Annotated in this window: 17 protein-coding genes; 5 read left to right on the top strand and 12 right to left on the bottom strand. The window is 47.1% G+C overall.

Annotation, left to right across the window (positions count from 1 at the left end; all coding sequences use genetic code 11):
* Positions 1-12: 12 nt before the first annotated feature.
* From flhF to sixA, 3 genes are all read right to left on the bottom strand, one after another.
* Positions 13-1,500 (bottom strand): flagellar biosynthesis GTPase FlhF, encoded by a 1,488-nt coding sequence (gene flhF, locus T411_RS0100600; RefSeq protein ID WP_001881782.1) that lies wholly within the window; start codon positions 1,498-1,500, stop codon positions 13-15.
* 34 nt (positions 1,501-1,534) lie between these two features.
* Positions 1,535-3,628 carry a flagellar biosynthesis protein FlhA gene (gene flhA, locus T411_RS0100595; protein ID WP_000673273.1) on the bottom strand — a complete coding sequence of 698 codons (2,094 nt, stop codon included), beginning with the start codon at positions 3,626-3,628 and terminating at the stop codon, positions 1,535-1,537.
* Positions 3,629-3,959: 331 nt separating this feature from the next.
* Complete coding sequence (gene sixA, locus T411_RS0100590) at positions 3,960-4,427, bottom strand: phosphohistidine phosphatase SixA (RefSeq protein ID WP_000708357.1); 468 nt, start codon at positions 4,425-4,427, stop codon at positions 3,960-3,962.
* A gap of 197 nt (positions 4,428-4,624) precedes the next feature.
* Between sixA and T411_RS0100585 the strand changes: the two genes are divergently transcribed.
* Positions 4,625-7,396 (top strand): insulinase family protein, encoded by a 2,772-nt coding sequence (locus T411_RS0100585; RefSeq protein ID WP_000548234.1) that lies wholly within the window; start codon positions 4,625-4,627, stop codon positions 7,394-7,396.
* Here T411_RS0100585 and T411_RS0100580 read toward each other — a convergent pair.
* Positions 7,393-7,989, bottom strand: a complete 597-nt coding sequence (locus tag T411_RS0100580) for a VOC family protein (protein WP_001187322.1) — start codon at positions 7,987-7,989, stop codon at positions 7,393-7,395. The genes T411_RS0100585 and T411_RS0100580 overlap by 4 nt on opposite strands.
* Positions 7,990-8,188: 199 nt before the next feature.
* Between T411_RS0100580 and argS the strand changes: the two genes are divergently transcribed.
* Together argS and T411_RS0100570 are read left to right on the top strand one after the other, a co-directional pair.
* Positions 8,189-9,922, top strand: a complete 1,734-nt coding sequence (gene argS / locus T411_RS0100575; protein WP_001025288.1) for an arginine--tRNA ligase — start codon at positions 8,189-8,191, stop codon at positions 9,920-9,922.
* Between the two features lie 105 nt (positions 9,923-10,027).
* Positions 10,028-10,456: an HIT family protein gene (locus T411_RS0100570; RefSeq protein ID WP_027694884.1), complete on the top strand. Its 429-nt coding sequence runs from the start codon at positions 10,028-10,030 to the stop codon at positions 10,454-10,456.
* Positions 10,457-10,717: 261 nt separating this feature from the next.
* Here T411_RS0100570 and T411_RS0100565 read toward each other — a convergent pair whose 3' ends face one another.
* From T411_RS0100565 to znuA, 5 genes are all read right to left on the bottom strand, one after another.
* The gene (locus T411_RS0100565; protein WP_000602538.1) at positions 10,718-10,948 is read right to left on the bottom strand and encodes a FeoC-like transcriptional regulator; all 231 of its coding nucleotides are present in this window, start codon (positions 10,946-10,948) and stop codon (positions 10,718-10,720) included.
* Positions 10,945-13,221 (bottom strand): Fe(2+) transporter permease subunit FeoB, encoded by a 2,277-nt coding sequence (gene feoB, locus T411_RS0100560; protein WP_000877243.1) that lies wholly within the window; start codon positions 13,219-13,221, stop codon positions 10,945-10,947. The genes T411_RS0100565 and feoB overlap by 4 nt, the downstream gene beginning before the upstream one ends.
* Positions 13,218-13,448 carry a FeoA family protein gene (locus T411_RS0100555; protein ID WP_000777870.1) on the bottom strand — a complete coding sequence of 77 codons (231 nt, stop codon included), beginning with the start codon at positions 13,446-13,448 and terminating at the stop codon, positions 13,218-13,220. The genes feoB and T411_RS0100555 overlap by 4 nt, the downstream gene beginning before the upstream one ends.
* 771 nt (positions 13,449-14,219) lie before the next feature.
* Positions 14,220-17,564 carry an AraC family transcriptional regulator gene (locus tag T411_RS0100550; RefSeq protein ID WP_001911421.1) on the bottom strand — a complete coding sequence of 1,115 codons (3,345 nt, stop codon included), beginning with the start codon at positions 17,562-17,564 and terminating at the stop codon, positions 14,220-14,222.
* A gap of 202 nt (positions 17,565-17,766) precedes the next feature.
* A complete protein-coding gene (gene znuA, locus T411_RS0100545) occupies positions 17,767-18,651 on the bottom strand; it encodes a zinc ABC transporter substrate-binding protein ZnuA (protein ID WP_000952849.1) in 885 nt (294 codons plus the stop codon).
* Positions 18,652-18,734: 83 nt separating this feature from the next.
* On the opposite strand from znuA, the gene znuC reads away from it, so the two are divergent.
* A complete protein-coding gene (znuC, locus tag T411_RS0100540) occupies positions 18,735-19,523 on the top strand; it encodes a zinc ABC transporter ATP-binding protein ZnuC (protein WP_000996146.1) in 789 nt (262 codons plus the stop codon).
* The gene (gene znuB, locus T411_RS0100535; protein WP_000571528.1) at positions 19,516-20,298 is read left to right on the top strand and encodes a zinc ABC transporter permease subunit ZnuB; all 783 of its coding nucleotides are present in this window, start codon (positions 19,516-19,518) and stop codon (positions 20,296-20,298) included. Before znuC ends, znuB begins: the two co-directional genes overlap by 8 nt.
* Before the next feature lie 106 nt (positions 20,299-20,404).
* Here the strand turns inward: znuB and sucD are convergent, their stop codons facing one another.
* The 3 genes from sucD to odhB all read right to left on the bottom strand — a co-directional run bounded on the left by sucD (position 20,405) and on the right by odhB (position 23,825).
* Entirely contained in the window at positions 20,405-21,277 is an 873-nt protein-coding gene (gene sucD, locus T411_RS0100530) for a succinate--CoA ligase subunit alpha (protein ID WP_000025476.1), read from the bottom strand.
* On the bottom strand, positions 21,277-22,443 hold the full coding sequence (gene sucC, locus T411_RS0100525; protein ID WP_001048578.1) for an ADP-forming succinate--CoA ligase subunit beta: 1,167 nt from the start codon (positions 22,441-22,443) through the stop codon (positions 21,277-21,279). The genes sucD and sucC overlap by 1 nt, the downstream gene beginning before the upstream one ends.
* A gap of 167 nt (positions 22,444-22,610) precedes the next feature.
* The gene (gene odhB / locus T411_RS0100520) at positions 22,611-23,825 is read right to left on the bottom strand and encodes a 2-oxoglutarate dehydrogenase complex dihydrolipoyllysine-residue succinyltransferase (protein WP_000151221.1); all 1,215 of its coding nucleotides are present in this window, start codon (positions 23,823-23,825) and stop codon (positions 22,611-22,613) included.
* Positions 23,826-23,850 lie beyond the last annotated feature (25 nt).

Here is a 23,850-nt window from a genome sequence, read left to right as displayed (position 1 = left end):
CCTGTCCGCCGCCTAGAATCTCTCTGAATCACTGGTCCAGTAATGAGGTTCATCTTCAGTCGACTTCTCTAGCAATTCGTTTGCCTTTGCGACCATGTATTTGGGTTGCGCGATTACGATATCTTCGGGCACTCGTTGTCCATTCGCGATGTAAGCGACGGGCAACGCATTTTGTACAACCACACTGACGAATTCGCCTAGGCTCAAACATTCGTCGAGTTTGGTCATAATGCATCCAGAAAGCGGTATCCTTCTGAAATGCTCAATGGTTTCTTGTAATACTTTGCGCTGCGCGGTCGCAGGCAAAACAAGGTAACTATGGATAGTCTCTCCGCTCTCTTGCATCAAGGTATCCAGCTGTTCTGACAACCGAACATCGCGTTGTCCCATCCCTGCGGTATCGACTAAAATCAGGCGACGATTACGCAGCTGATAGATTACATCGGCTAACTCGTTGGAATCTTTAGCAACTCTTACAGGACATCCCATAATTCTGCCATAAATCGACAATTGCTCATGGGCGCCAATACGGTAAGTGTCTGTGGTCACCAATGCGACGTTGTCAGAGCCGTATTCCATCGCTGCACGAGCCGCCAATTTAGCCACGGTTGTGGTTTTCCCTACCCCCGTTGGCCCAAGTAAGGCAACCACGCCACCACGCTTTAGGATGTCGTGTTTGACGACTGGAATTTGGTCGGAGACTAAACCTAACAATGCTTTCCATGCTTTGGGAGGAGGCGTTTCCTCTGGGATATAGCAAGCCAATTGGTCCGCCATTTCCAAAGAGACACCCATGCGCTCTAAGCGTTTGATCAACATGGCACGCAGAGGCTCACGACGCTCGACTTCTTGCCACATTAATCCGGAAACTTGATGCTCAAGCAAACGGCGAATCGAGGTCATCTCTTCACGCATCGATTCTAATTCACTGACGGCGACCATCGGCTCTTCAGGCACTTTTCGATCATAACGAGTCGGATCGAGTCTAGGCTTACGGCGTGCATCGGCATCTTCTTGCAGCAACTTACCGAGCGGAGAGTCAGGACGTTGACGCTCTGAACTACTCTGACTACGTTGTGTCTGATTACGTTGTGGCGCACGATTTTCTGACTGGCGCTTGAGCAGCGCAGAGAGCGAATCTTCGTTTTCCGCACGATGCTCTTGCTCATCTGCCGAGCTGTATTGCTTGAGCATATTAGCAAAGCGTTGAGTCATAGAACGGCCAGAGTCGGCGCTCGATTGCAAACTGACACGGTCATCCGCCAGCTCTCTGCTCTTGGTCGGAGCGACCGAGGGTGAGACTTGGTTATAACCATGTCTAGGCTGCGAGTTGTAACGCTTGGCTGGTGCGGGCGCAGTATCGCCATCAACCGCTGCCACAATTTCGACCCCACCCGCGACTTTTTTATTCGACATGATCACAGCATCCACGCCCAGCTCTTCTTTGACCTGAAGCAGCGCAGTTTTCATATCCTTGGCAAAAAATCGTTTTATTTTCAAAGCAGATTTCCGTCTTTAAAAAACGTGCGGACGATTAATTACCCACGGCCTGCACAATTCGAATTTGTTTCTCATCGGGGATCTCCTGATAGGAGAGCACGCGAAGGTTGGGAATGGTGTTTTTCACAAACTTCGCTAGCGTTGAACGCAATACGCCAGATGTCAGCAATACTGCGGGTTCCCCTTTCAACTCCTGCTCTTGAGTGGCGTGGCTTAGCGCCATTTGCAGTCTTTCCGCCAGTCCCGGCTCAATACCTGCTGATTCACCACCCGAAGCTTGCATAGTTTGATGCAAAATTTGTTCCAGCTCCGGAATTAAGGTAATTACAGGCAATTCAGGCTCTACCCCATTGATTTCTTGGACAATAAGTCGTTTGAGTGAGATGCGCACCGCTGCAGTTAAAATGTCGGGTTCTTGACTCTTACTCGCGTATTCCGAAAGGGTTTGCACTATGGTGCGAATATCGCGGATCGGGATCGCTTCATGCAGCAAATTCTGTAGAACTTTGACCACGACCCCCAGCGAAAGCTGATCTGGTACAAAGTTTTCCACCAGTTTGGGCGCGGAGCGCGAGAGCATTTCCAGCAGATTCTGAACTTCTTCATGGCCAATCAGCTGTGCCGCATTGTTGGTGAGCAGTTGACTAAGATGAGTGGCGAGCACAGTGGAAGAATCGACCACGGTATAGCCCAAAGCCTGCGCATGCTCACGCTGATCTTCCCGTATCCACACTGCATCCAGACCAAAAGCCGGGTCGCGAGTGCGCTCACCATCAATCATGCCGTACACTTGTCCCGGGTTAATCGCCAACTCTTGATCTGGCCGAATTTCTGCTTCACCCACGGCTACGCCCATCAAGGTGATGCGGTAACTATTGGGCGTTAATTCTAGGTTGTCACGAATATGTACCGGTGGAATAAGGAAACCAAAGTCCTGCGACAGTTTTTTACGCACCCCTTTAACGCGTTCAAGCAGCTCGCCACCTTGATCTTTATCCACCAAGGGGATCAAGCGATAACCCACTTCCAAACCAATCACGTCAACCGGCTGTACATCATCCCATGACAGTTCACGTTGGGTCGGGGTTTCCACATCGCTCTTGGCGGGCAGATTTTTATTCTCCGCTTTGGTTTTCTGTTTACGGTGCAGCCAATACGCCGCACCACTGGCCAGTAGCGCTAAAAACAGGAAGGCAAAATGTGGCATCCCGGGGACAATCCCCATAACAAACAGGATACCTGCGGTAATGGTGAGAGCTTTCGGGTTATCAAACAGTTGGAAGATAACCTGCTGTCCCATGTCCTCATCGGTATTTTGACGCGTAACCATAATCGCAGCGCCAATCGATAAGAGCAGTGATGGAATTTGAGCAACTAAGCCATCACCGATGGTCAACAGGGTGTAGATTTCGATCGCTTCTTTGAAACCCAAATCATACTGGATCATTCCGATACTCAGGCCACCGATGATGTTGATAAAAAGAATCAAAATACCGGCGATCGCATCACCCTTTACAAATTTTGACGCACCATCCATCGAACCGTAGAAGTCCGCTTCTTTGGTGACTTCAAAACGGCGCACACGTGCTTGTTCTTGGTCAATCAAGCCCGCGTTTAAGTCAGCATCAATCGCCATCTGCTTGCCGGGCAAGGCATCTAAGGTAAAGCGGGCACTAACTTCGGAAATTCGTCCCGCACCTTTGGTTACCACCATAAAGTTGATGATCATCAGGATAAGGAACACCACCAAACCGACCGCGTAATTCCCACCAATCACCACGTTACCAAACGCTTCGATAACGTTACCCGCCGCACCTGGACCTTCATGACCGTACAGCAAAACGACTCGCGTTGACGCAACGTTCAGTGCCAAGCGTAGCAAGGTCGCGATCAGCAGTACCGTTGGAAACGCCGCAAAATCTAATGGCCTACGGGTATAGACGGTGACTAGAAGCACCACTAACGACAGAGCGATGTTGAAAGTGAAGAACAAGTCGAGCAGAAAGGCTGGCATTGGGAGGACAACCATCGCCAATGCGGCCAATACCATGACCGGAGCACCGATCGCAGGCATGCTACGCTGTGGAATTGAAGGCAATTTGTCCGCAAATGGCAGTGTAAATTTCATAAATTTCTGGCTGTCACTGAAGGGTTAATCGGAACATCAAGGCTGCGCCGTAGCGATGCTATAACCAAACGACTTGGAGTTGCAGTTCGGCCGCCGTAGGAAAAACCCCATGAGTATAGACTCACTCTATGCTTGGGTGAACGAGCGTAACCAGCGCAGTTGCAGCTTCAAGTAGAAAACGTATATCGCGTTGATGCAATTTTCAGTCCATTCCCTACGTCAATTTTATGGCAATTTCAGTTAAGGCATCTTGCCTGAAAAAACAAAGCCTTAAAAACAACGAGAGCTGCTGGAGGCTCTCGATATACACGATAAATGATGGGAAATAGGGTTACGGATGCACATTCCATAAAGGCTGTCCATTCTGCGCTATGGGGTCGTAATCGATACAAATCATTCCTGAAGTCGGGAACATGGGTGGAATCATATCGGCCACAAATTCAGATACCAGATACCCCACTAGCGGTAAATGTGAAACCAGCAACAAGGATTCGAGCTGTTCAACCTCAATCAAGGCCGATAGGTAATCAAATACTCGATCCGACTGGCCGTAGGGCGTGATGCCATCGCAAGTTTCCACTCTTTTGGCGGAAAAATGATCCGTGAGCAGTTCCCACGTCTGTTGAGCCCGTAAGTAAGGACTAACCAACACAAGATCGAAACCCTTCACGCCCCGTTGATTGACGCATGCGCGCGCGACAGCTTCGGATTCATGACGGCCTCGGTCGGTTAATGCTCTTTGTGCATCACTAGGGGCAAACTGCTGCGCTTCACCGTGACGCATAATATAAATCTTCATGTACACTACCTACGCTATGCAGTCTCTGGCTGCTTGGTTTTTTGATTATAACAGCAGTCTGAGCAAAGACTTCGACTTCGTTAACAGTCTATTAAAAAGCCAAGCGACAGACTAAACTGACAGGAATAATAATAGTACGATGTGTCAGTTTGGTGTTCTGTGACTCGTCTTTGACCCTACCAATCCGGAGAAATGCTGTGCATATCAGCCCCAATGATACTCATCAGTACCGATATATTACGCTGAGCAATGGCTTACGGACGTTACTCATCCAAAGCCCTGATGTTCAAAAGTGCGCCGCGGCGTTAGCGGTCAACGTCGGGCACTTTGACGATCCTATCGAACGCCAAGGTTTGGCTCACTATCTCGAACACATGCTGTTTTTGGGCACAGAAAAATACCCGAAAGTTGGCGATTTTCAAACTTTTATCAGTCAGCATGGCGGTTCTAATAATGCATGGACTGGCACAGAACATACCTGTTTCTTCTTTGATGTTTTGCCGAACGCTTTTGCTAAAGCGCTTGACCGTTTCAGTCAGTTTTTTATCGCACCGCTGTTTAATGCCGAGGCTTTGGATAAAGAGCGTCAAGCCGTCGACTCAGAATACAAACTGAAAATTAAAGATGAGTCACGCCGTCTCTACCAAGTACAAAAAGAAACCATTAATCCGCAGCACCCGTTTAGCAAGTTCTCAGTCGGCAATCAGCACACCTTAGGCGATCGCGAAAACAGCTCTATTCGAGATGAAATTATTGAGTTTTATCAGTCCCATTATTCAGCCAAGTTGATGACGTTGTCCCTGATTGGCTCGCAAAGTTTTGACGAACTCGAAGCATGGGCTGAGCGTTATTTTGCCGCGATCCCAAACCCGCAACGCGATATCAAACCGCTCCCTCCTTTTGTTGATCGCGAACATACGGGAATTTTGATTCAGATTGAGCCTCTCAAAGAGATTCGTAAGCTGATCCTCGCTTTTCCTATGCCCAGCACTGAAAGCTACTATCAGAAAAAACCGCTCTCTTATTTTGCGCATTTAATTGGCTATGAGGGTGAAGGCAGCTTGCTGGAAGCGTTGAAAGAGAAAGGTTGGATCACTACTCTTTCTGCTGGCGGAGGGGTAAGTGGCAGTAACTACCGCGAGTTTGCCGTCAGTTGTGTGCTGACTCAGGAAGGATTGGATCATGTTGATGAGATTATTCAAAGTCTATTCCAAACGCTGAATTTGATTGCGACTCAAGGCTTACAGGCGTGGCGTTATCAAGAAAAACGGGCTGTACTTGAGTCGGCTTTCCGCTTTCAAGAAACCCAGCGCCCACTGGATATGGTCAGCCATTTGGTGGTCAACATGCAGCATTATGCCCCCGAAGATACGGCTTACGGGGACTATATGATGTCAGGCTACGATGAAGCCTTGTTGCTGCATATTTTAAGTTATCTCACCCCAGAGAACCTGCGTGCCACCTTGATTGCAAAAGGGGGTGAGTACGATAAAAAAGCGCAATGGTACTTTACCCCTTATTCAGTTCGCCCTTTCACTACTGAACAACTGCACAGATTCCGCCAGCCGTTGGATTTACCCATCTCCCTGCCTGAACCCAACCCATTTATCTGTTATGACCTCGACCCGTCAGAGGTCAAGGAGAGCCACACTCTGCCGCAAGTGTTGCAGGACTTACCCGGATTCAAACTTTGGCATCAGCAAGACACCGAATTCAGAGTACCTAAAGGCGTGATTTATGTTGCGATCGACAGCCCGCATGCCGTGGCTAACTGTCGTAATATCGTGATGACCCGTTTGTGTGTGGAGATGTTTTTGGATGCGTTAGCCAAAGAAACATACCAAGCCGAAATAGCGGGGATGGGCTACAACCTCTATGCCCACCAAGGTGGCGTGACGCTCACGTTGTCAGGTTTTAGCCAAAAATTACCGCAATTGATGGAAGTGATTTTACGTAAATTTGCGCAGCGCGATTTCCAGCCGAAGCGCTTTGCCACCATCAAGCAGCAAATGACTCGTAATTGGCGCAATGCCGCCCACGATAAACCCATTTCTCAACTGTTTAATGCGATGACTGGGTTATTGCAACCCAATAACCCACCTTATGCCGAGTTACTAGCCGCGATTGATGATGTACAAGTGGAAGAGTTAGCCCATTTTGTCGACACAATTCTGTCGCAGTTACACGTCGAAATGTTTGTCTATGGTGACTGGCCTGCCGCCGAAGCCCACAAGATGGCGGAAGTGCTCAAAGACGCGCTACGCGTTCAAGGACAAACTTATGAAGAGTCGCTTCGCCCATTGGTTATGCTCGGAAAGAGTGGAACGTTTCAACGTGAAGTACAGTGCCAACAAGATGATTCCGCGATTGTGGTGTATTACCAATCTCATGAAGTCAGCCCACGCAGTATTGCGCTTTACTCGCTGGCCAATCATCTGATGTCGGCCACCTTCTTCCACGAAATTCGCACCAAACAGCAACTCGGTTATATGGTTGGTACGGGCAATATGCCATTAAACCGCCATCCGGGTTTAATCTTATACGTTCAATCACCATCGGCTCCGCCAAGTGAATTGATCCGCTCTATTGATGAGTTTTTAAATGCCTTGTATATGGTTCTGCTTGAACTCAATGAATATCAATGGCATAGCAGTAAACGGGGATTGTGGAACCAAATTTCCGCGCCCGACCCGACACTCCGGATTCGAGCCCAGCGTTTATGGGTTGCGATTGGCAATAAAGATCTCAGTTTCGATCAGCGAGAAAAAGTGCTGGAAGAGCTTAAAAATCTCAGCCGTGCTGACATGATACGCTTCGTTGTCAATGAACTGAAACCACGTACGGCACATCGCTTAATTATGCATACTCAAGGCCGAGCCCATCACGAGGCTCCTGCCTTACAACTCGGCCAAGAAATTGGCTCAGTGGAAGAGTTCCAACTGCGCCCTAAAGCTTATGATGTGGGTTAGGCCCTTTCGGATTCCACAATGGTTTGCAACGGGTGTGGATGCAGCTTAATACACCCCCCTTGCCACTGGAACGCAATGGTTGGGTTCGCCAAACGCTCCCCTTCACCTTGTGGGCTCGACAGTTTCACTTTGATGCCGAGTTCATTAAGCTGATGCCATTTTTCCGCCAGTGAGGGGTAACCGCCTTTCAACTCCTCACAAAAAGCCTCTGCACTCAGAGCTTGTGAAGGGATCACAAATTCTACATGCTCCCAACTCTGCTCAGGATAGGTTTTCCCTTGCGCAGGATACGGCAGTTCAAGACACTCAATTTGCCAATGGCTCACTTGCAGTGGCTGGTTAAAACGAATCACGATGATCGGGCGGCCATTAATCTGCGCACAAGAGATCTCTTCACCATAAGCGAGCCAAGCTTGATGAGCGACTTGCGCCAATTGCGGATCGTTGATTCGCAGCGCAATATGGTCTAGCTGATTGGCTCGCAGATCTAAGCCTAAAAGATCAAGCAACTGCTCAATTTTGGCAATGAATACGTCGAGTTTTTCGAGCAGTTGTTGTGGAGCAAGCCCTGTCGCATAAAGTTGTTGTTGCATCTGTTCGCCTCAAAATGCCAGTTTGGACGCGATACTACCAAGATTGACGGAAAAAGGTGAAAATTTCCTGTGTTTCACCCTAGGTGGTTAGGCTGAATATTGTTATCATGACCGCCAATTAAACCATATTATTGTGATATGCCTCACTTCAAAAATGATGGCATTCCTCCCCTATTTCCTTGAATTGAAGGGTAAACGTGTGAATATCCAAGCACTGATCAATGATCGAGTTTCTCAGGCTATTGAAGCCGCAGGCGCACCAGCAGGCACTCCGGCACTGGTTCGCCAATCAGCAAAAGCACAATTTGGTGACTACCAAGCCAACGGCATTATGGGCGCTGCCAAGCAGTTAGGTACCAATCCTCGAGAATTTGCACAAAAAGTCTTGGATGTTCTCAATCTTGAAGGTATCGCGAGCAAAACCGAAATCGCAGGTCCGGGTTTTATCAATATTTTCTTAAGCGAAGAGTTTTTGGCTGCGCAAGCCGAAGCGGCTCTGGCGGATGCACGCCTTGGCGTGGCACAAGAAGCCCCAAAAAACATCGTGGCTGACTACTCAGCGCCTAACGTTGCCAAAGAGATGCACGTAGGCCATCTGCGTTCAACCATCATCGGTGATGCAGTCGTACGCACTCTGGAATTCTTAGGCCATAAAGTGATCCGAGCTAACCACATCGGTGACTGGGGCACTCAGTTCGGTATGTTGATTGCTAACCTTGAGCGCGTACAAAAAGCATCGGGTGAGGTTTCGATGGAGCTTTCGGATCTTGAAGCTTTCTATCGTGAATCGAAAAAACTGTATGACGAAGATGAGCAGTTTGCAGAAACAGCACGTAACTACGTCGTGAAACTGCAAGGTGGCGACCCATTCTGTCTAGAGATGTGGAAGAAGTTGGTTGACGTGACCATGATTCAAAACCAACGTAACTACGACCGCCTGAATGTCTCCCTCACTCGCGAAAACGTGATGGGCGAAAGCATGTACAACGACATGCTGCCACAAATTGTCAGCGACCTGAAAGCCAAAGGCTTGGCAGTGGAAGATGATGGCGCGCAAGTGGTGTTCTTGGAGGAATTCAAGAATAAAGACGGCGAGCCTATGGGCGTTATCATTCAAAAGCGTGATGGCGGCTTCCTGTACACAACAACGGATATCGCCTGTGCTAAATACCGCTATGAAACACTGGGCGCAGATCGTGTGTTGTACTTCATCGACTCACGTCAACATCAACACTTGATGCAAGCATGGACTATCGTACGCAAAGCGGGTTATATCCCAGAAAACGTCAGCTTAGAGCACCACGCATTCGGCATGATGCTGGGTAAAGATGGTCGCCCATTCAAGACTCGTGCAGGCGGCACTGTACGTTTGGCGGATTTGCTGGATGAAGCACAAGAGCGTGCCAAGGCCCTGATCGAATCGAAAAATCCAGAGTTATCCGCAGAAGAAAAAGCCAACATCGCCAATACGGTTGCGATGGCGGCCGTGAAGTACGCGGATCTTTCTAAACACCGCACTACAGATTATGTGTTCGATTGGGACAACATGCTGGCATTTGAAGGCAATACCGCGCCTTACATGCAGTATGCTTATACTCGTGTTGCTTCTGTTTTTGCGAAAGCGGGTGTGGATATGAATGAGCTAACAGGCCATATCCAAATTACTGAAGAGAAAGAGAAAGCCTTGATCGCCAAACTGCTGCAGTTTGAAGAAGCGGTACAATCGGTCGCGCGTGAAGGTCAACCGCACATCATGTGTAGCTACCTGTTTGAACTGGCTGGCATTTTCTCTAGCTTCTACGAAGCTTGTCCAATTTTGGTCGCAGAGCAAGAAAGCATTAAGCAGAGTCGTTTGAAACTCGCTGCACTGACAGCGAAAACCATCAAGCAAGGTCTTGCTCTACTGGGTATTGACACTCTAGAGAGAATGTAATTGAAGTAGAGAAAAGGTTGGCCAATCGCCAACCTTTTCTTTATCACTTATCTGGCTTCAACCAGTCTTCAACCAAGAATAAAAATCGATTTGGAGGCGTATCTGATGGCGCATTTTGAACTGCATCCCCAATTGCAAAAAGACACCGATGTGATCGGCCATTTCCCGCTCTGTGTTGCTCTGTTACATAAAGATTCTGCCGTGCCTTGGGTTATTTTAGTCCCGCAAAGAGCGGATTTACGTGAACTACACCATCTGCCAATGGATGAGCAGCAGCAGTTTTTAATCGAATCGCAGCTGGTTTGCCAAACTCTGGAAACTCTATTTTCCCCAGACAAACTCAACTTAGGTGCTCTAGGCAATATGGTGCCACAACTGCACATCCATCATATTGCGCGCTTTACCCATGATATGGCATGGCCGGGCCCGGTTTGGGGCAGAACACAAGGCGTGTTTCGTACTCAGCAAGAGCAAGCGGCATTACTGACCCAGTTAAGAGATGCCCTCGCAAAACATGCCCTGTTTACGGCATAGCGTCTGCGTCATCACCGCCAGCTTAGATGAAGCACTGGGCATCAAGCATCGCTGCTAAAAGCAGAGTGGTTTAGGAATGACCATAAAAAAACCGCATTACGCGGCTTTTTTATGAGTCGGTGATACCACAAGCAACTATACCCAAACTACTTGGCGTTGCAGGTAGGCAGCAAGAGAATTCATCCCCACGAGCATAGATACACTATGCGATTGGGATGAACAAACGTTGCCAACACCGCGGCACCTTCAAGTTGGAAGGTTTTACATAGTCACATTCACAGCAAGCGATCCTACCTGATTCATGACGTAGCGCACTCGCACCACCTCATCCTCAGCGTTGATGTACTGTTGACGCGATAGGACACCTTTTTTAATCCATACCGCGAGCATCGCATCGATGCCATCTTCGCTCAGAGCAAAACGTCGCGCGAGCTCTTGTCTCGTAGCGCCATTTTTTGACTCAATCGCCGCTTTGAGTTCATTTAAAATCACGCGACAGATACCTCTATCATCTTTTGCTTACGCCCTGTCTGTTTAAGTGCCCAGTAGGTAGCGAATCCGATGCCCACAATCACACCAATCCAAATTAAGCTATACATTGGGTGCTCAGCAATATGGGTAGCTTGGTAGTAGAGCACCGCAGAACCGTAGGCCAGCCCCATCGTCCATACCGCAATAAAGCGCGCGTAAGCTGCACCAAATTCGCGCACATAAGCGCCCATCGCGGCTACACAAGGGGTATAAAGCAAAATAAAGATCAGATAAGCAAAAGCTACATGAGCATTGGCAAAATAGGTGTGTAAATTACCAAAGATCGAGCCGTCTACTTCTTGCTCTTGCGCAACAGCCTCGGTATCCGTCAAATCCCCGACTTCAATTCCTAGTGGATCGCTGAAACTGAGCCCTGCAAGGTTGTCAGGAATCGTCATTAAGGCTTCTTGCAAACTCGCCAGCAAATCGTATTCCGCAGCCTCTTCTGCATCAGGTGTGCTGGTGTAAAGACTATTTAAGGTCCCCACAACCGCTTCTTTGGCAAAAATACCTGTAATGATGCCAACCGTTGCAGGCCAGTTTTCCTGAGTAACCCCCATCGGTGAAAAAACAGGAGTGACAAATTGAGCTGCTTTAGAAAGCACGGACTTATCACTGTTTTCGTTACCAAATGAACCATCGGTACCGACTGAGTTTAAAAAGCTCAAAATCGTCACAACAACAACAATGGTTTTACCGGCTCCCAATACAAAACGCTTCAGCTTCTGCCATGTTTTGATCACCACGTTTTGTAAGGTTGGGATTTCATAGTCCGGCATATCCATGATTAAGCTCTCGCTGACACCAGGATAGAGGGTCTTTTTCAGTACCAAACCAGTCAATACCGCAGCAACAATCCCTAATAAGTAGAGGGCAAACACCACATTTTGGCCACTTTGCGGGAAAAATGCCGCCGCAAACAACGCATAAACCGGTAAACGAGCACCACAAGACATAAACGGAGCCATGGAGGCCGCCAGCTTACGTTCACGCTCTTGATCCAGCGTGCGCGTTGCCATAATAGAAGGTACGTTACACCCGAAGCCAAGGACCAGCGGGACAAACGCTTTACCGGGCAAACCGATTTTCTGCATCACTTTATCCAGAACAAATGCAGCACGAGACATGTAACCGGAGCTTTCTAATACCGCTAAGAATAAATACAGGCAAGCAATGACAGGAATAAAGGTTGCAACGGTTTGAATACCGCCACCAACACCATCAGCGATTAAGGTCACTAACCAAACGGGGAGATGGTCATCCAGTAAATGGTGTCCGCCATCAACCAACAATGCACCGACGCCAATATCAAAGAAATCGATAAAAGCACTGCCGATGTTGATTGAAAACATGAACATCAGGTACATCACAGCAAAAAAGAACGGGATGCCAACCCACTTATTGAGGATAACGCGATCGGCTTTTTCGGTGAATTTATGGCTCAGTTTACCCTCGGTGCGTCGCACGTGGGTGCACAGCTCATGTAAATAGGTATAACGTACGTTGGCAACGAGAAGATCAATATCAACCTGGCACTCATGTTGACGTTGCTCTACATTTTGGCGCTCCGCCTCTTTTAATCCGTTAATCACTAAACGATCGTTTTCTAAGGCTCGAATCGCCAGCGCGCGCGCAGAAACCGCTTGCTCAGCAAACATTGGTTCTAGCTCATGAATCAATGACTCAAATTCAGCACCGTAGTGAAGTTCAATCTGCTTTAACGCAATCCCTTGTACCAGCAGCTTATGCAATTTTTCTTTAAAGCGGCGAACTTGCTCTTTATTGTTGGCAGAAAGCGCCAACACAGGGCACCCCAAAAACGCTTCTAGTTGTTTGAGGTCGAGATGAACACGTTCGCGCTTAAGCGCATCCATTTTGTTAAGTACGACAATCATTGGACGGCGCAATTCACGCAGTTGCAGCGTCATATATAAGCTGCGCTCAAGGCACGTCGCATCAACCACATTAATGATCACATCCGCAGGATGCGTCAACACTGCACGCGATGCGATCGATTCATCAATACTGTTACTGTCATTACCGCTGTCTAAAGCATAAATTCCGGGCAGATCGGTGAGTGAAAATTCATCGCCTGCATGCACAAAACTACCCGTTTTTTTCTCAACAGTGACCCCCGCCCAGTTACCGACTTGCTGTTTTGCCCCAGTGAGACCATTGAATAAGGTTGTTTTTCCACTATTCGGGTTGCCTACGGTGAGTACTTGATACTTCATTGTGCTCTCTCCACATCAATATTTGCCGCAATATTTTCGCGCAACGCGATCGACACACCGCGTACTTCAACTTGAAGCGGATCACCCATTGGAGCTCGGCGAATTAATACGACTTCGGTATTGGGGAGAACGCCCATCACCATCAGTTTCTTTCTGACCGTATCAGAAAGTCCATCCAATGCGAGGATGATTCCACGCTCGCCTGCTTGCATTTGTGACAATTTCATAGAGGTAACTTTGAAAAGGAAGTGTTAATAAGAAATATTACTATTAATATTAAACGAACTTACCATACGCAGGGTAAGGTTTTCTTGCGCGAAAACAATGTTTGCTTAGGTAATAGTCAACGTCAATTCTGTCAAAAACTTTTCGTCAAAAACGTCAAAGACCAAGTCAGAAAAGTCTCCTGCATAAAATCAACATGATAGAAAAAACGACAAATTACATTTACATATTTAAAATCAACACCTTAAAAACATGATTAAGCTGCTGTCGTTTTTCTATGTAAAGTTGTCGTTAATTTTATAAGTAAAATAAGTCTATAGGATTATAGTGATTTCGTTGAAAGGACATCCCTCCTAGAGACAAGAATTCCAGAGGTGGTATGACCATGTCATACCACTCCGGCAGCAAGCGAAGGTGTCGTTGACACCCGTGGTATAGTCCCCCCGGCTATACCACGATATTTTTTTCCTACTGTTTTACCTCTATTACCATCACTCACTTCAATAGCATTTGTTTCTTGAGCCGATTCAGCGACAAGCTTGTTAGCTTCTGTTTGTCTGAACAAAATTCATCACATTTGTAGCGCACTGTTATCGACTACCGAGCTAAGTTCTCACGGGTACCTTTGCTATTTATTAAAACTGAAGGAGCATTGGTGGGTTCATTTTCTAATCACACAAATCCGCCTATGCTCACTTTGATCAATACCGTTGCTGGCTTACTGCAATACTAGGCGATTTGAGAACAACAAGATGAAATAGAGATGGGCTCTATTAGTTTTCTTGATCTTCGATGAATTGGCTTGGTGATAATCCAAAATGATGTTTGAAACGCTGACTGAAATAAGAGGGATCATTAAATCCGCAATCAAAGGCAACTTGTGCGATTTTCGCCCCACTCAATAAGCTTTGACACGCTTTTTCTAAGCGAACCTCATTTAACGACTCTTTGAAGGTTTTTCCTGTCGCGGCTTTAAAGCGACGCTGTAAACTGCGTTCAGAGACATAAAGCGCCTGCGCTGCAGTGGATGTGGTGAAATTGGGGTCGCTATAATGCAGCTCAATCAGTTTCTCGACTTTGCTTAGCCACTCCTTCTCCACCTCATCGATCCCAACCTTAGCCGCCTGTTCCCCTTCTTCTGGTTTATGAATGGTTTCTAACTCGGGTAAGGTTGCCAATGGCCAAGCTAACTCAATCACATTACGCTCTTTCAACGCGAGCACATGCAATACACCACCACTGCGAATGACTAACTCTTCAAGCGGATAACTACTACCAGATAACGTCACCATGGTTTTGTCTATGTTTTGGATTGGGGCACCAAAATCAGAAAATACGATAACCGCCTGCGCATTTCTCACTTCAAGTTGTATGGTTAATTCTTGATGCTTATACAAACGTTTGATCGCATCCGTTAATACAGCATTAAATAACACATCAAGGTTGAATTGTCGGACTTCCACAAAGCGAGGCTCACCGCTGTAAGTTAGCTTAATCAAGGCTTTACTGTACTCTTCCTGCCAACTCTTCAATGCAGACTCAATCAAAAGATGCAAATCATGATATTTGCTTTCATCCTCATCGCCGCGATGCATAAAATGCAGTTGAGCCAACTCTTGCTTCACCTTGTTGAACGGTGCTTCAAATTCACTCCATGCTCGTACTTTGGCGTAGGAAGATAAGTGCCGCAATGAAGCATCAATATTGTCTAACACGTTACCAAGAATTGTATGGTGGAGCTGCAGTTGCTTTCGAAGTTGGTGGTTGTTGCTCAGCACAATTTTACTTTGATGACGTAACTGACTGGTTTTGAGCTCCACTTGCGCTTTGAGTTTGCGGTTAGCTGCCAATATCATTCTTGTTCGCCACCATAAAGCGAGTGCTAATAACCCCAACACGCTCAGCACATATCCGACAAGCGCGATGGAGGTCATATACCAAGGCTGTAAGACTTCAAAATCAAACAGGGCCTCAGTTCGGTATCGCTGTGTCGGATTAGCGCTACGGACTTTCAAACGATACTTACCAGGTAAAAGTTGATCAAAATTGAGCAGCGCCCAATCAAAGCGCTGCCACTGCTGTTCATCGTTGAGTTTGTATTCTAAAGATTGGCTGCGTGAAGAGGGTAAAGCGCCAAACTGAAAGCTGATCGAATCACCATAAGCAATTTTCAGTGGCTCGGACATACGATACCCCAAAAGCTTGGTCGTATGATTTACGCTGACTTGGCTAAACGTCACCTGAATATTGGGCAAATTAGACACCGCTAATTCTTCTGTATTGGTTTTCACTACACCAAATTGCGATCCTATGATCAACGATGAGTTATCTTGCTCCTCACCCACCGCACACGATGCAGACAAGAACTCATTACTGATCAGTCCATAAGGAGCCCCAAAATGCTTAGTGAGCTCTTGATTACGGTAATAACTGATCCCTTTGGTGGAGATAAGCCACATCCCCTGCTTAGACTCAGCAATACACAAAGGCTGTATATTCTCTTCAATTAACTCGACAGTGACAGCTTCGGGCTGATCTTTACGCCACTGAAAAACCCCATAAGAGCCAACAAGCCAAATGTGGCCTGAAGAATCTTCAGCAACTTGTAAAATCTCACCATAGCGATGACTCGAAAAATCAAAGCGGATCTGTTTTTCAAGCAGGGAATAAGCGCCATGTTCCGTCCCAATCACTATGCCGTCTTTTACTGCGGCAAGCAGAGTGATCCTTGATGGAGAAAAAGCCTTCACCATCCATTCAGAACCATAATCTCGATAATTTTTTTCAGAGAGTGAGTATGACCATATTTGGTAATCACTTGTCCCCCATAAGTTACCGTCACTATCTAAGCTCAGATGCTGAATAGCCGTTTGTAGCAAAGGGAGCGGTAAATTGGGCGTATCAATACTACGACGACTGAGATTGTAACGAACCAGACCTTTCTCTGTCGCGATCCAGAGATGCTCTTGGGCAATCACAAAATCATTTACTTTACCTGGATAGATAAGATGCTTACGTAGCTCATCTGAAAAATTAAAGTTATACAGGCCTTGTGCGGTTATCGCCAGATAGTCTCCATCCGAGTTAAGAGCGGCTATTTTACCGATCGGTGTTTTACTTCCGTCGTTAGATAATGCTTGCGCCGGATACCGAGTAAACTGCTGACCAAATAGGGAGTAATAAAAAATCCCCTTGTCAGTTCCTATCCACATCCCACCTTGAAAGTCATTCACCATGGCGTAGATTTTCTTGCCCAGTAAGGCATAGCCATCTTGGTTGTTACTCTCAAGTTGCACGATTTTCCCGGTGATAAAAGAGTAAACAAAGAGCCCATCTTCTGTACCGATCCAGTACTCTTTCTCGGTTTCCGCAATAGAGAGGACATGGGAGGAACCAATTCTATCCAGTGGTGGACGTTTATTTTCAATATCAATGACTAACGCGCCACGTTTAGACCCAACTAACAGCTCTCGCCGCTTATGGGAAAAATAGAGCTTTTGGATAAAGTGCTTGCCAGAATTTTTTACATGGGCAAAACCTTGTTCATCAGATAAATACACCCCAACATTAGTCGCTAAAGCCCATTTCGAGACTAAAAACTGCGCATCGTTAATCACGACCTTGCTGGCACTATTGAGCTGATAAAGTTCATGTAACGAGAGGGATTCGACGCGGCCACTTCGGATCTCATAACTATAGAAGTTTTCCCCATCAACCATCCAGATCATGCCATTTGAGGCCCCCATCTGAATAATCTGCGTTCCCGGAGTTAAGCTCAACATCAGCTCTCTTTCTCCCCCGGGATAGGTTCTGAACAACTCGTGTTGCTCAAAAGCCCAAAATGCACTGTTCGCATAAACAATATGACTGGACAACTGCGGCAGAACAGAACCACGACGAGGCAAGACGTTTTGTCCATCAAAGTACATCACTTTGCCATGAACATCATGTACCCAAATCCCCCCATCACTACCGAGGTAGAGATTTTGCGCAACAATAACTTTCCCCTGCTCTTGAATGGGCAAAGGATAGAAAATAGACATAGATTTATCTAATGCCAATACCAAGGATGGGATCAGGATATTGAGCAAGCAGCCATACAACAATGTGCGAAACACGAGTTCCCCTGTCAGCGACAATTCAAGAATTCGTGCTTTATTGGTTTCGGTATTCTAGAGGAGCACAAATTCTCATGCATTCTAACGAATCCCTAGCGGGTATGCAGTTTGAAAGGTTTAGAAAGACCACTTTTTTAGGTTTTGGATACAAAAAAATGCGGCTTAAGCCGCATTTAGAACAATGTTAGAGAAGTTGGTCGACTTAAGATTGGGACAAACACGCGTAGTAACTCTCCGCCAAACTATTTAGGAAGGCGAAATAGCTACCCGCTTGGAGTTCAATAGAGATGCCGAGTGGATCGAGCACACCAATTTTCGCCGACGTGCCTCTAACAACGGTTTCGATAATCGCTGGCTCAAATTGCGGTTCTGAAAATACACACTTGGCGAGTTGATCATTTAGCGTCTTTTTAATGGCGATCAGCGTCTTGGCTCCCGGCTTTCGCTCAGGACTCACCGTGAAGTGGCCTAGATTATTTAATGCAAAGTGCTGTTCGAAATAACCATAAGCATCATGAAAAACGTAATAAGGTACGGTCGTGACAGGTTTGAGCTTTTCACCTATCGTGTTGTCTTGCTCGGCAAGGTTCGCTAAAAAGCGAACAAGATTATCTTGATACTGCTGCTGCTGATCCGCATCGAGCTCAATCAGTTTTGCCGTAATTGCACTTGCAACTTGTCCTACAGGCCCAATCCCTAACCAGAAATGAGGATCATAATGCCCGTGATGGTGCCCATCATGCTCATGCTGCTCCTCCTCGCCATATTCTCGCAGTGCTAAATTAGGGACTTGGCTTAATGTTAGTGCTGACGTACGGCCTTCCAGCAGTTTACTCATGAAGGGTTCAAGATCCTGACCAAACCAAATAACCAAATCTGCTTGTTGAATCCGCTTTACATCTGAAGGGCGTAGCGCATAATCGTGCGGCGATGCTCCAGAAGGTAAAAGTACATCGGGAGTCCCCGTCCCCAGCATCAACTCGTAAGTGATCATCTGTATCGGCTTGATGCTGGTCAGAACTTCGATTGCGCTGGCTGATTGAGCAAACAGTGCTGCGACAGTAAGTAAAAAATATCTCGATAACATGGTCGCCAAACTCCAGTTAGTGGCTTTTATTGGGCATGAATGTTACTTTATAACATAACCATTTTGCAAATGAGTTCTATTCCATGGCTATTCTGATTGAATTGCAAGACATATGCGTCGACTTTGAACAAAGACGTGTGCTTGACAATATCCGGTTAACTCTCACCAAAGGCAATATTACAACGCTTATCGGCCCCAACGGTGCAGGAAAATCAACCTTAGTGAAAGTCATTTTAGGATTACAATCATTGAGTTCAGGAAAAATCATTCGCCAATCGGGAATTCGTATCGGCTATGTTCCACAAAAACTCAAACTCAATGACACATTACCGCTGACGGTGAACCGCTTTTTAAAACTGGCTGGCCGTTTTAGTACCCAAGAGCTATCGGAAGCCTTACGCCTAGTGGGAGGTGAGCATCTTCAAAGTAGTGATATGCATAAACTCTCCGGCGGTGAAACACAGCGTGTATTGCTCGCCAGAGCTTTATTACAAAGACCCGACTTGCTTGTGCTCGATGAGCCTGCTCAAGGGGTTGATGTACAAGGACAAATTGACTTATACGACCTGATCCACACCTTGCGTAACCGCTTTGGCTGCGCTGTGTTGATGGTTTCTCACGATTTACATTTGGTGATGGCCAAAACCGACGAAGTGATCTGCTTACAACACCATGTCTGTTGCTCTGGCTCGCCGGAGAGCATCGCCAAACACCCGAGTTATTTAGCGATGTTTGGCCATCGAAGCCGAGACACGCTGGCTTTTTATCAACACCACCACGAGCACCACCACCACGATTTATCTGGCTTACCAGTCAAAGGAAAAGCGAGTGTTTGCTCACATCATTCACATGGTCACCACAAACATGATTGAACTTCTTCTACCTTCTCTTCTTGCTGGCCTCGGAATTGCCATTATTGCTGGCCCTCTCGGATCTTTCGTGGTTTGGCGCAGAATGGCTTATTTTGGTGATACCCTTGCTCACGCCTCACTACTGGGTCTGGCGCTCGGTTTTTTACTCGACATCAATCTGTATCTGGCACTATTGGTCTGCTGTTTGGGGATGGCGGCCATTTTAGTGGCGATGCAAAAGCAAAAACTCATCGCGACCGATACCCTACTTGGGATTATGGCGCACAGCGCGCTATCGCTCGGTATGATTGCGGTGAGCTTTCTTGATAATGTCCGCATCGATTTGATGAGCTATCTGTTTGGTGATTTGCTCGCGATTAGCCCATCCGATCTTACCTTTATCTGGTTCGGTGTCGTCACTGTCAGTTTGATTGTCTATCTCCTCTGGCAACCCCTTCTCTCGACTAGCGTGAATGAAGAGTTGGCCTTTGTTGAAGGAACCAACACTGACCTGATGCGTTTAATCTTGATGCTACTTATCGGTTTGGTGATTGCCGTCGGGATGAAATTTGTCGGGGCTTTGATTATGGGCTCGCTGTTAATCATCCCCGCGGCTACTGCTCGCCGTCTTTCACGCACCCCAGAAGCCATGGCGTTTTGGGCAATTGGACTGGGTGTATTAAGTGTGATCGGTGGGTTGGCGCTATCTTGGCACTTTGACACACCTGCAGGTCCGTCGGTGGTGGTTTCTGCTGCGGTATTGTTTGTACTCACCCAGTTTAAACGGGTCGCTTAACGCTGTATCAGATTAGCTTTTAGTAAAAAGAAATGGCATTTAGTAAAAAGAAACCCCGAAGCTGTGTTCGGGGTTTCTTATTATCTGAGTAAGTAATCGCGGTAGATTACCAGCCAGTCACTTCACGCAGCGCTTTGCCAATATCGGCAAGACTTTTTACTGTCTTCACGCCCGCAGACTCAAGTGCTGCAAATTTCTCTTCAGCGGTACCTTTACCACCAGAGATGATCGCACCAGCATGACCCATGCGTTTGCCCGGAGGAGCCGTTACACCTGCGATATAAGAAACGACAGGTTTTGTGACGTTGGCTTTGATGAAAGCAGCTGCTTCTTCTTCCGCGGTACCGCCGATTTCACCGATCATCACAATCGCTTCAGTCGCTGGATCTTCTTGGAACATCTTCAGGATGTCGATGAAGTTTGACCCCGGAATTGGGTCGCCACCGATGCCCACACAGGTAGACTGGCCGAAACCTTCGTCTGTGGTTTGTTTAACCGCTTCATAAGTCAAAGTACCAGAGCGAGAAACGATACCCACTTTACCTTTCTTGTGAATGTGTCCTGGCATGATGCCAATCTTACACTCATCCGGTGTAATCACACCTGGGCAGTTAGGGCCAATCATACGAACGCCAGTCTGTTCCAGTTTCACTTTGACATCAATCATGTCAGTGGTAGGAATGCCTTCAGTGATGGTCACAATAAGCTTGATGCCAGCATCGATCGCTTCCAGAATCGCATCTTTACAAAATGGTGCTGGTACGTAGATAACAGTTGCGGTTGCGCCAGTCACTTCAACGGCTTCACGAACGGTATTAAATACCGGTAGACCTAGATGCGTGGTACCGCCTTTACCTGGCGATACACCACCAACCATTTGTGTGCCATAAGTAATCGCCTGTTCAGAGTGGAAAGTACCTTGACCACCGGTGAAACCCTGACAAATGACTTTAGTGTCTTTATTGATAAGAATCGACATTATTTGCCCTCCGCCGCGGCAACTACTTTTTGCGCTGCGTCTGTCAAAGATACAGCTGCAATAATATCTAGACCTGATTCTGCCAGTACTTTACGTCCAAGTTCTGCGTTTGTACCTTCAAGACGCACAACCACTGGAACGCTTACACCAACTTCCTTCACTGCACCGATAATGCCTTCTGCAATCATGTCGCAGCGCACAATGCCACCAAAGATGTTCACCAGTACGGCTTTTACATTGGTATCAGACAAGATGATTTTGAAGGCTTCTGCAACACGCTCTTTGGTCGCGCCGCCACCAACATCAAGGAAGTTTGCGGGTTTTCCGCCGTGCAAGTTAACAATGTCCATCGTACCCATCGCAAGGCCAGCACCGTTAACCATACAGCCTACGTTACCATCCAGCGCAACGTAGTTAAGCTCCCATTTCGCTGCGTGTGCTTCGCGCGCATCTTCTTGAGAAGCATCGTGCATTTGACGCAGTTTGGGTTGACGGTACATAGCATTGGAGTCGATGTTGATTTTGCCATCAAGGCACAGCAAGTTACCTTCCGCAGTAATCACCAGCGGGTTGATTTCCAGCAGTGCGAGATCATATTGAGCAAACATTTCACCCAAGCCCATGAAGATTTTCACGAACTGTTTGATTTGATCACCTTGCAGGCCTAGCTTGAACGCCAATTCACGACCTTGGTAGGCTTGTGGGCCAACCAGTGGATCAATCGCCGCTTTGTGGATCAGTTCTGGAGTTTCTTCTGCCACTTTCTCAATTTCCACGCCACCTTCAGTCGATGCCATGAAAACGATACGACGTGTAGAACGGTCAACTACCGCACCAAGATAAAGCTCATTAGCGATATTTGATGCTTCTTCAACCAAAATTTTTGAAACCGGTTGGCCATTTGCATCCGTTTGATAAGTTACTAGGTTCTTACCTAGCCATTTTTGTGCAAACGCTTTTACGCCTTCTTTAGTGTCATGCAGTTCAACGCCACCTGCTTTACCACGTCCACCTGCGTGAACTTGGCATTTTACGACTTTCTTGGCTGTGCTGATGCGTCCTGCAGCTTCAAACGCTTCTTGTGGCGTATCACAAGCATAACCTTCCGGTACAGGCAAACCGAATTCTGCAAACAGCTGTTTAGCTTGATATTCATGCAAATTCATTGTGTTGTTCCATTTGTTTATTGTTCTTCCATAGAGTCCATTGAGCTGAACTTTACGTTTGTAGGGTCACTCTTGAGCGAGTAGCCAATCTTTGGCCAAAGCCAGGTCGGACGTTGAGCATGTCCGACCCTTTTCTCCATTACTCAGAAATCTGAGCAAAAGACAGTTTAAACATCGAGCAGCAGACGGGCTGGATCTTCTAGCAACTCTTTAACGGTCACTAGGAAACCAACCGACTCACGACCATCGATTGAACGGTGGTCATAAGACAGCGCTAGATACATCATTGGCAGGATTTCAATCTTGCCATCCACCACCATGGCGCGGTCTTGGATCTTATGCATACCCAGAATCGCCGCTTGTGGCGGGTTAATGATAGGCGTTGACATCAGTGAACCAAACACACCACCGTTGGTGATGGTAAAGTTACCGCCAGTCAGTTCGTCTACGGTCAATTTACCGTCACGACCTTTTTCTGCTAGCTCTTTGATGCCTTTTTCAATTTGCGCCAAACTCAAGGTATCGCAGTTTTTCAGTACTGGAGTAACCAGACCACGTGGGGTTGATACGGCAATGCTCACATCAAAGTAGTTGTGGTAAACCAGATCATCACCATCGATAGACGCGTTCACTTCTGGGTAACGCTTCAGCGCTTCAGTGACAGCTTTCACGTAGAACGACATAAAGCCCAGACGAATGCCATGACGTTTTTCGAACACATCTTGGTATTGCTTACGCATGTCCATGATAGGTTTCATGTTCACTTCATTAAACGTCGTCAGCATAGCCGTGTTATTTTTCGCTTCCAACAGACGCTCAGCGATACGCTTACGCAGACGTGTCATTGGCACGCGCTTTTCACTGCGGCCGACGACAGGAGCCAGCGCTGCGATAGGGGCTTCAGCTTTCGCAGCTGGTTTGGCTTTGTTCGCGGCTAAGTGAGCTTCGATGTCTTCGCGGGTAATACGACCACCCACACCAGAACCTTTAACTTGGTTTGCTTCCAAGTTATGTTCAGCAAGCAGGCGACGAACCGCAGGGCTTAGCGCATCATTGCTTTCTTCAGTTAGTGATGCTTTATGGCGTTTATCTGGTGATGGCTCAGTAGCATCTGGAGTATCTTGGGTTGGTTCACCCGCTACAGCGCCTGGCTTCAAACGTGCCAGCAGTTGTTTAGAAAGCACTGTCGCACCTTCTTGTTCCAAAATAGCTTCCAGAACACCGGCATCGGGTGCTGGAACTTCCAGCACCACTTTGTCAGTTTCAATTTCAACGATCACTTCATCGCGAGCAACCATGTCACCCGGCTTTTTATGCCACGTCGCAACCGTGGCATCCGCAACTGATTCAGGCAAATCTGGAACCAGAATTTCAATGGTCATAATGGTATCTTCCTTATACTTCTCG

Origin of the sequence: Vibrio cholerae ATCC 14035 (assembly GCF_000621645.1) — a bacterium.
GTDB lineage: Bacteria > Pseudomonadota > Gammaproteobacteria > Enterobacterales > Vibrionaceae > Vibrio > Vibrio cholerae.
The sequence above is the reverse complement of the archived record's forward strand: the minus strand, read 5'-3'. Positions and strand labels throughout refer to the sequence as shown.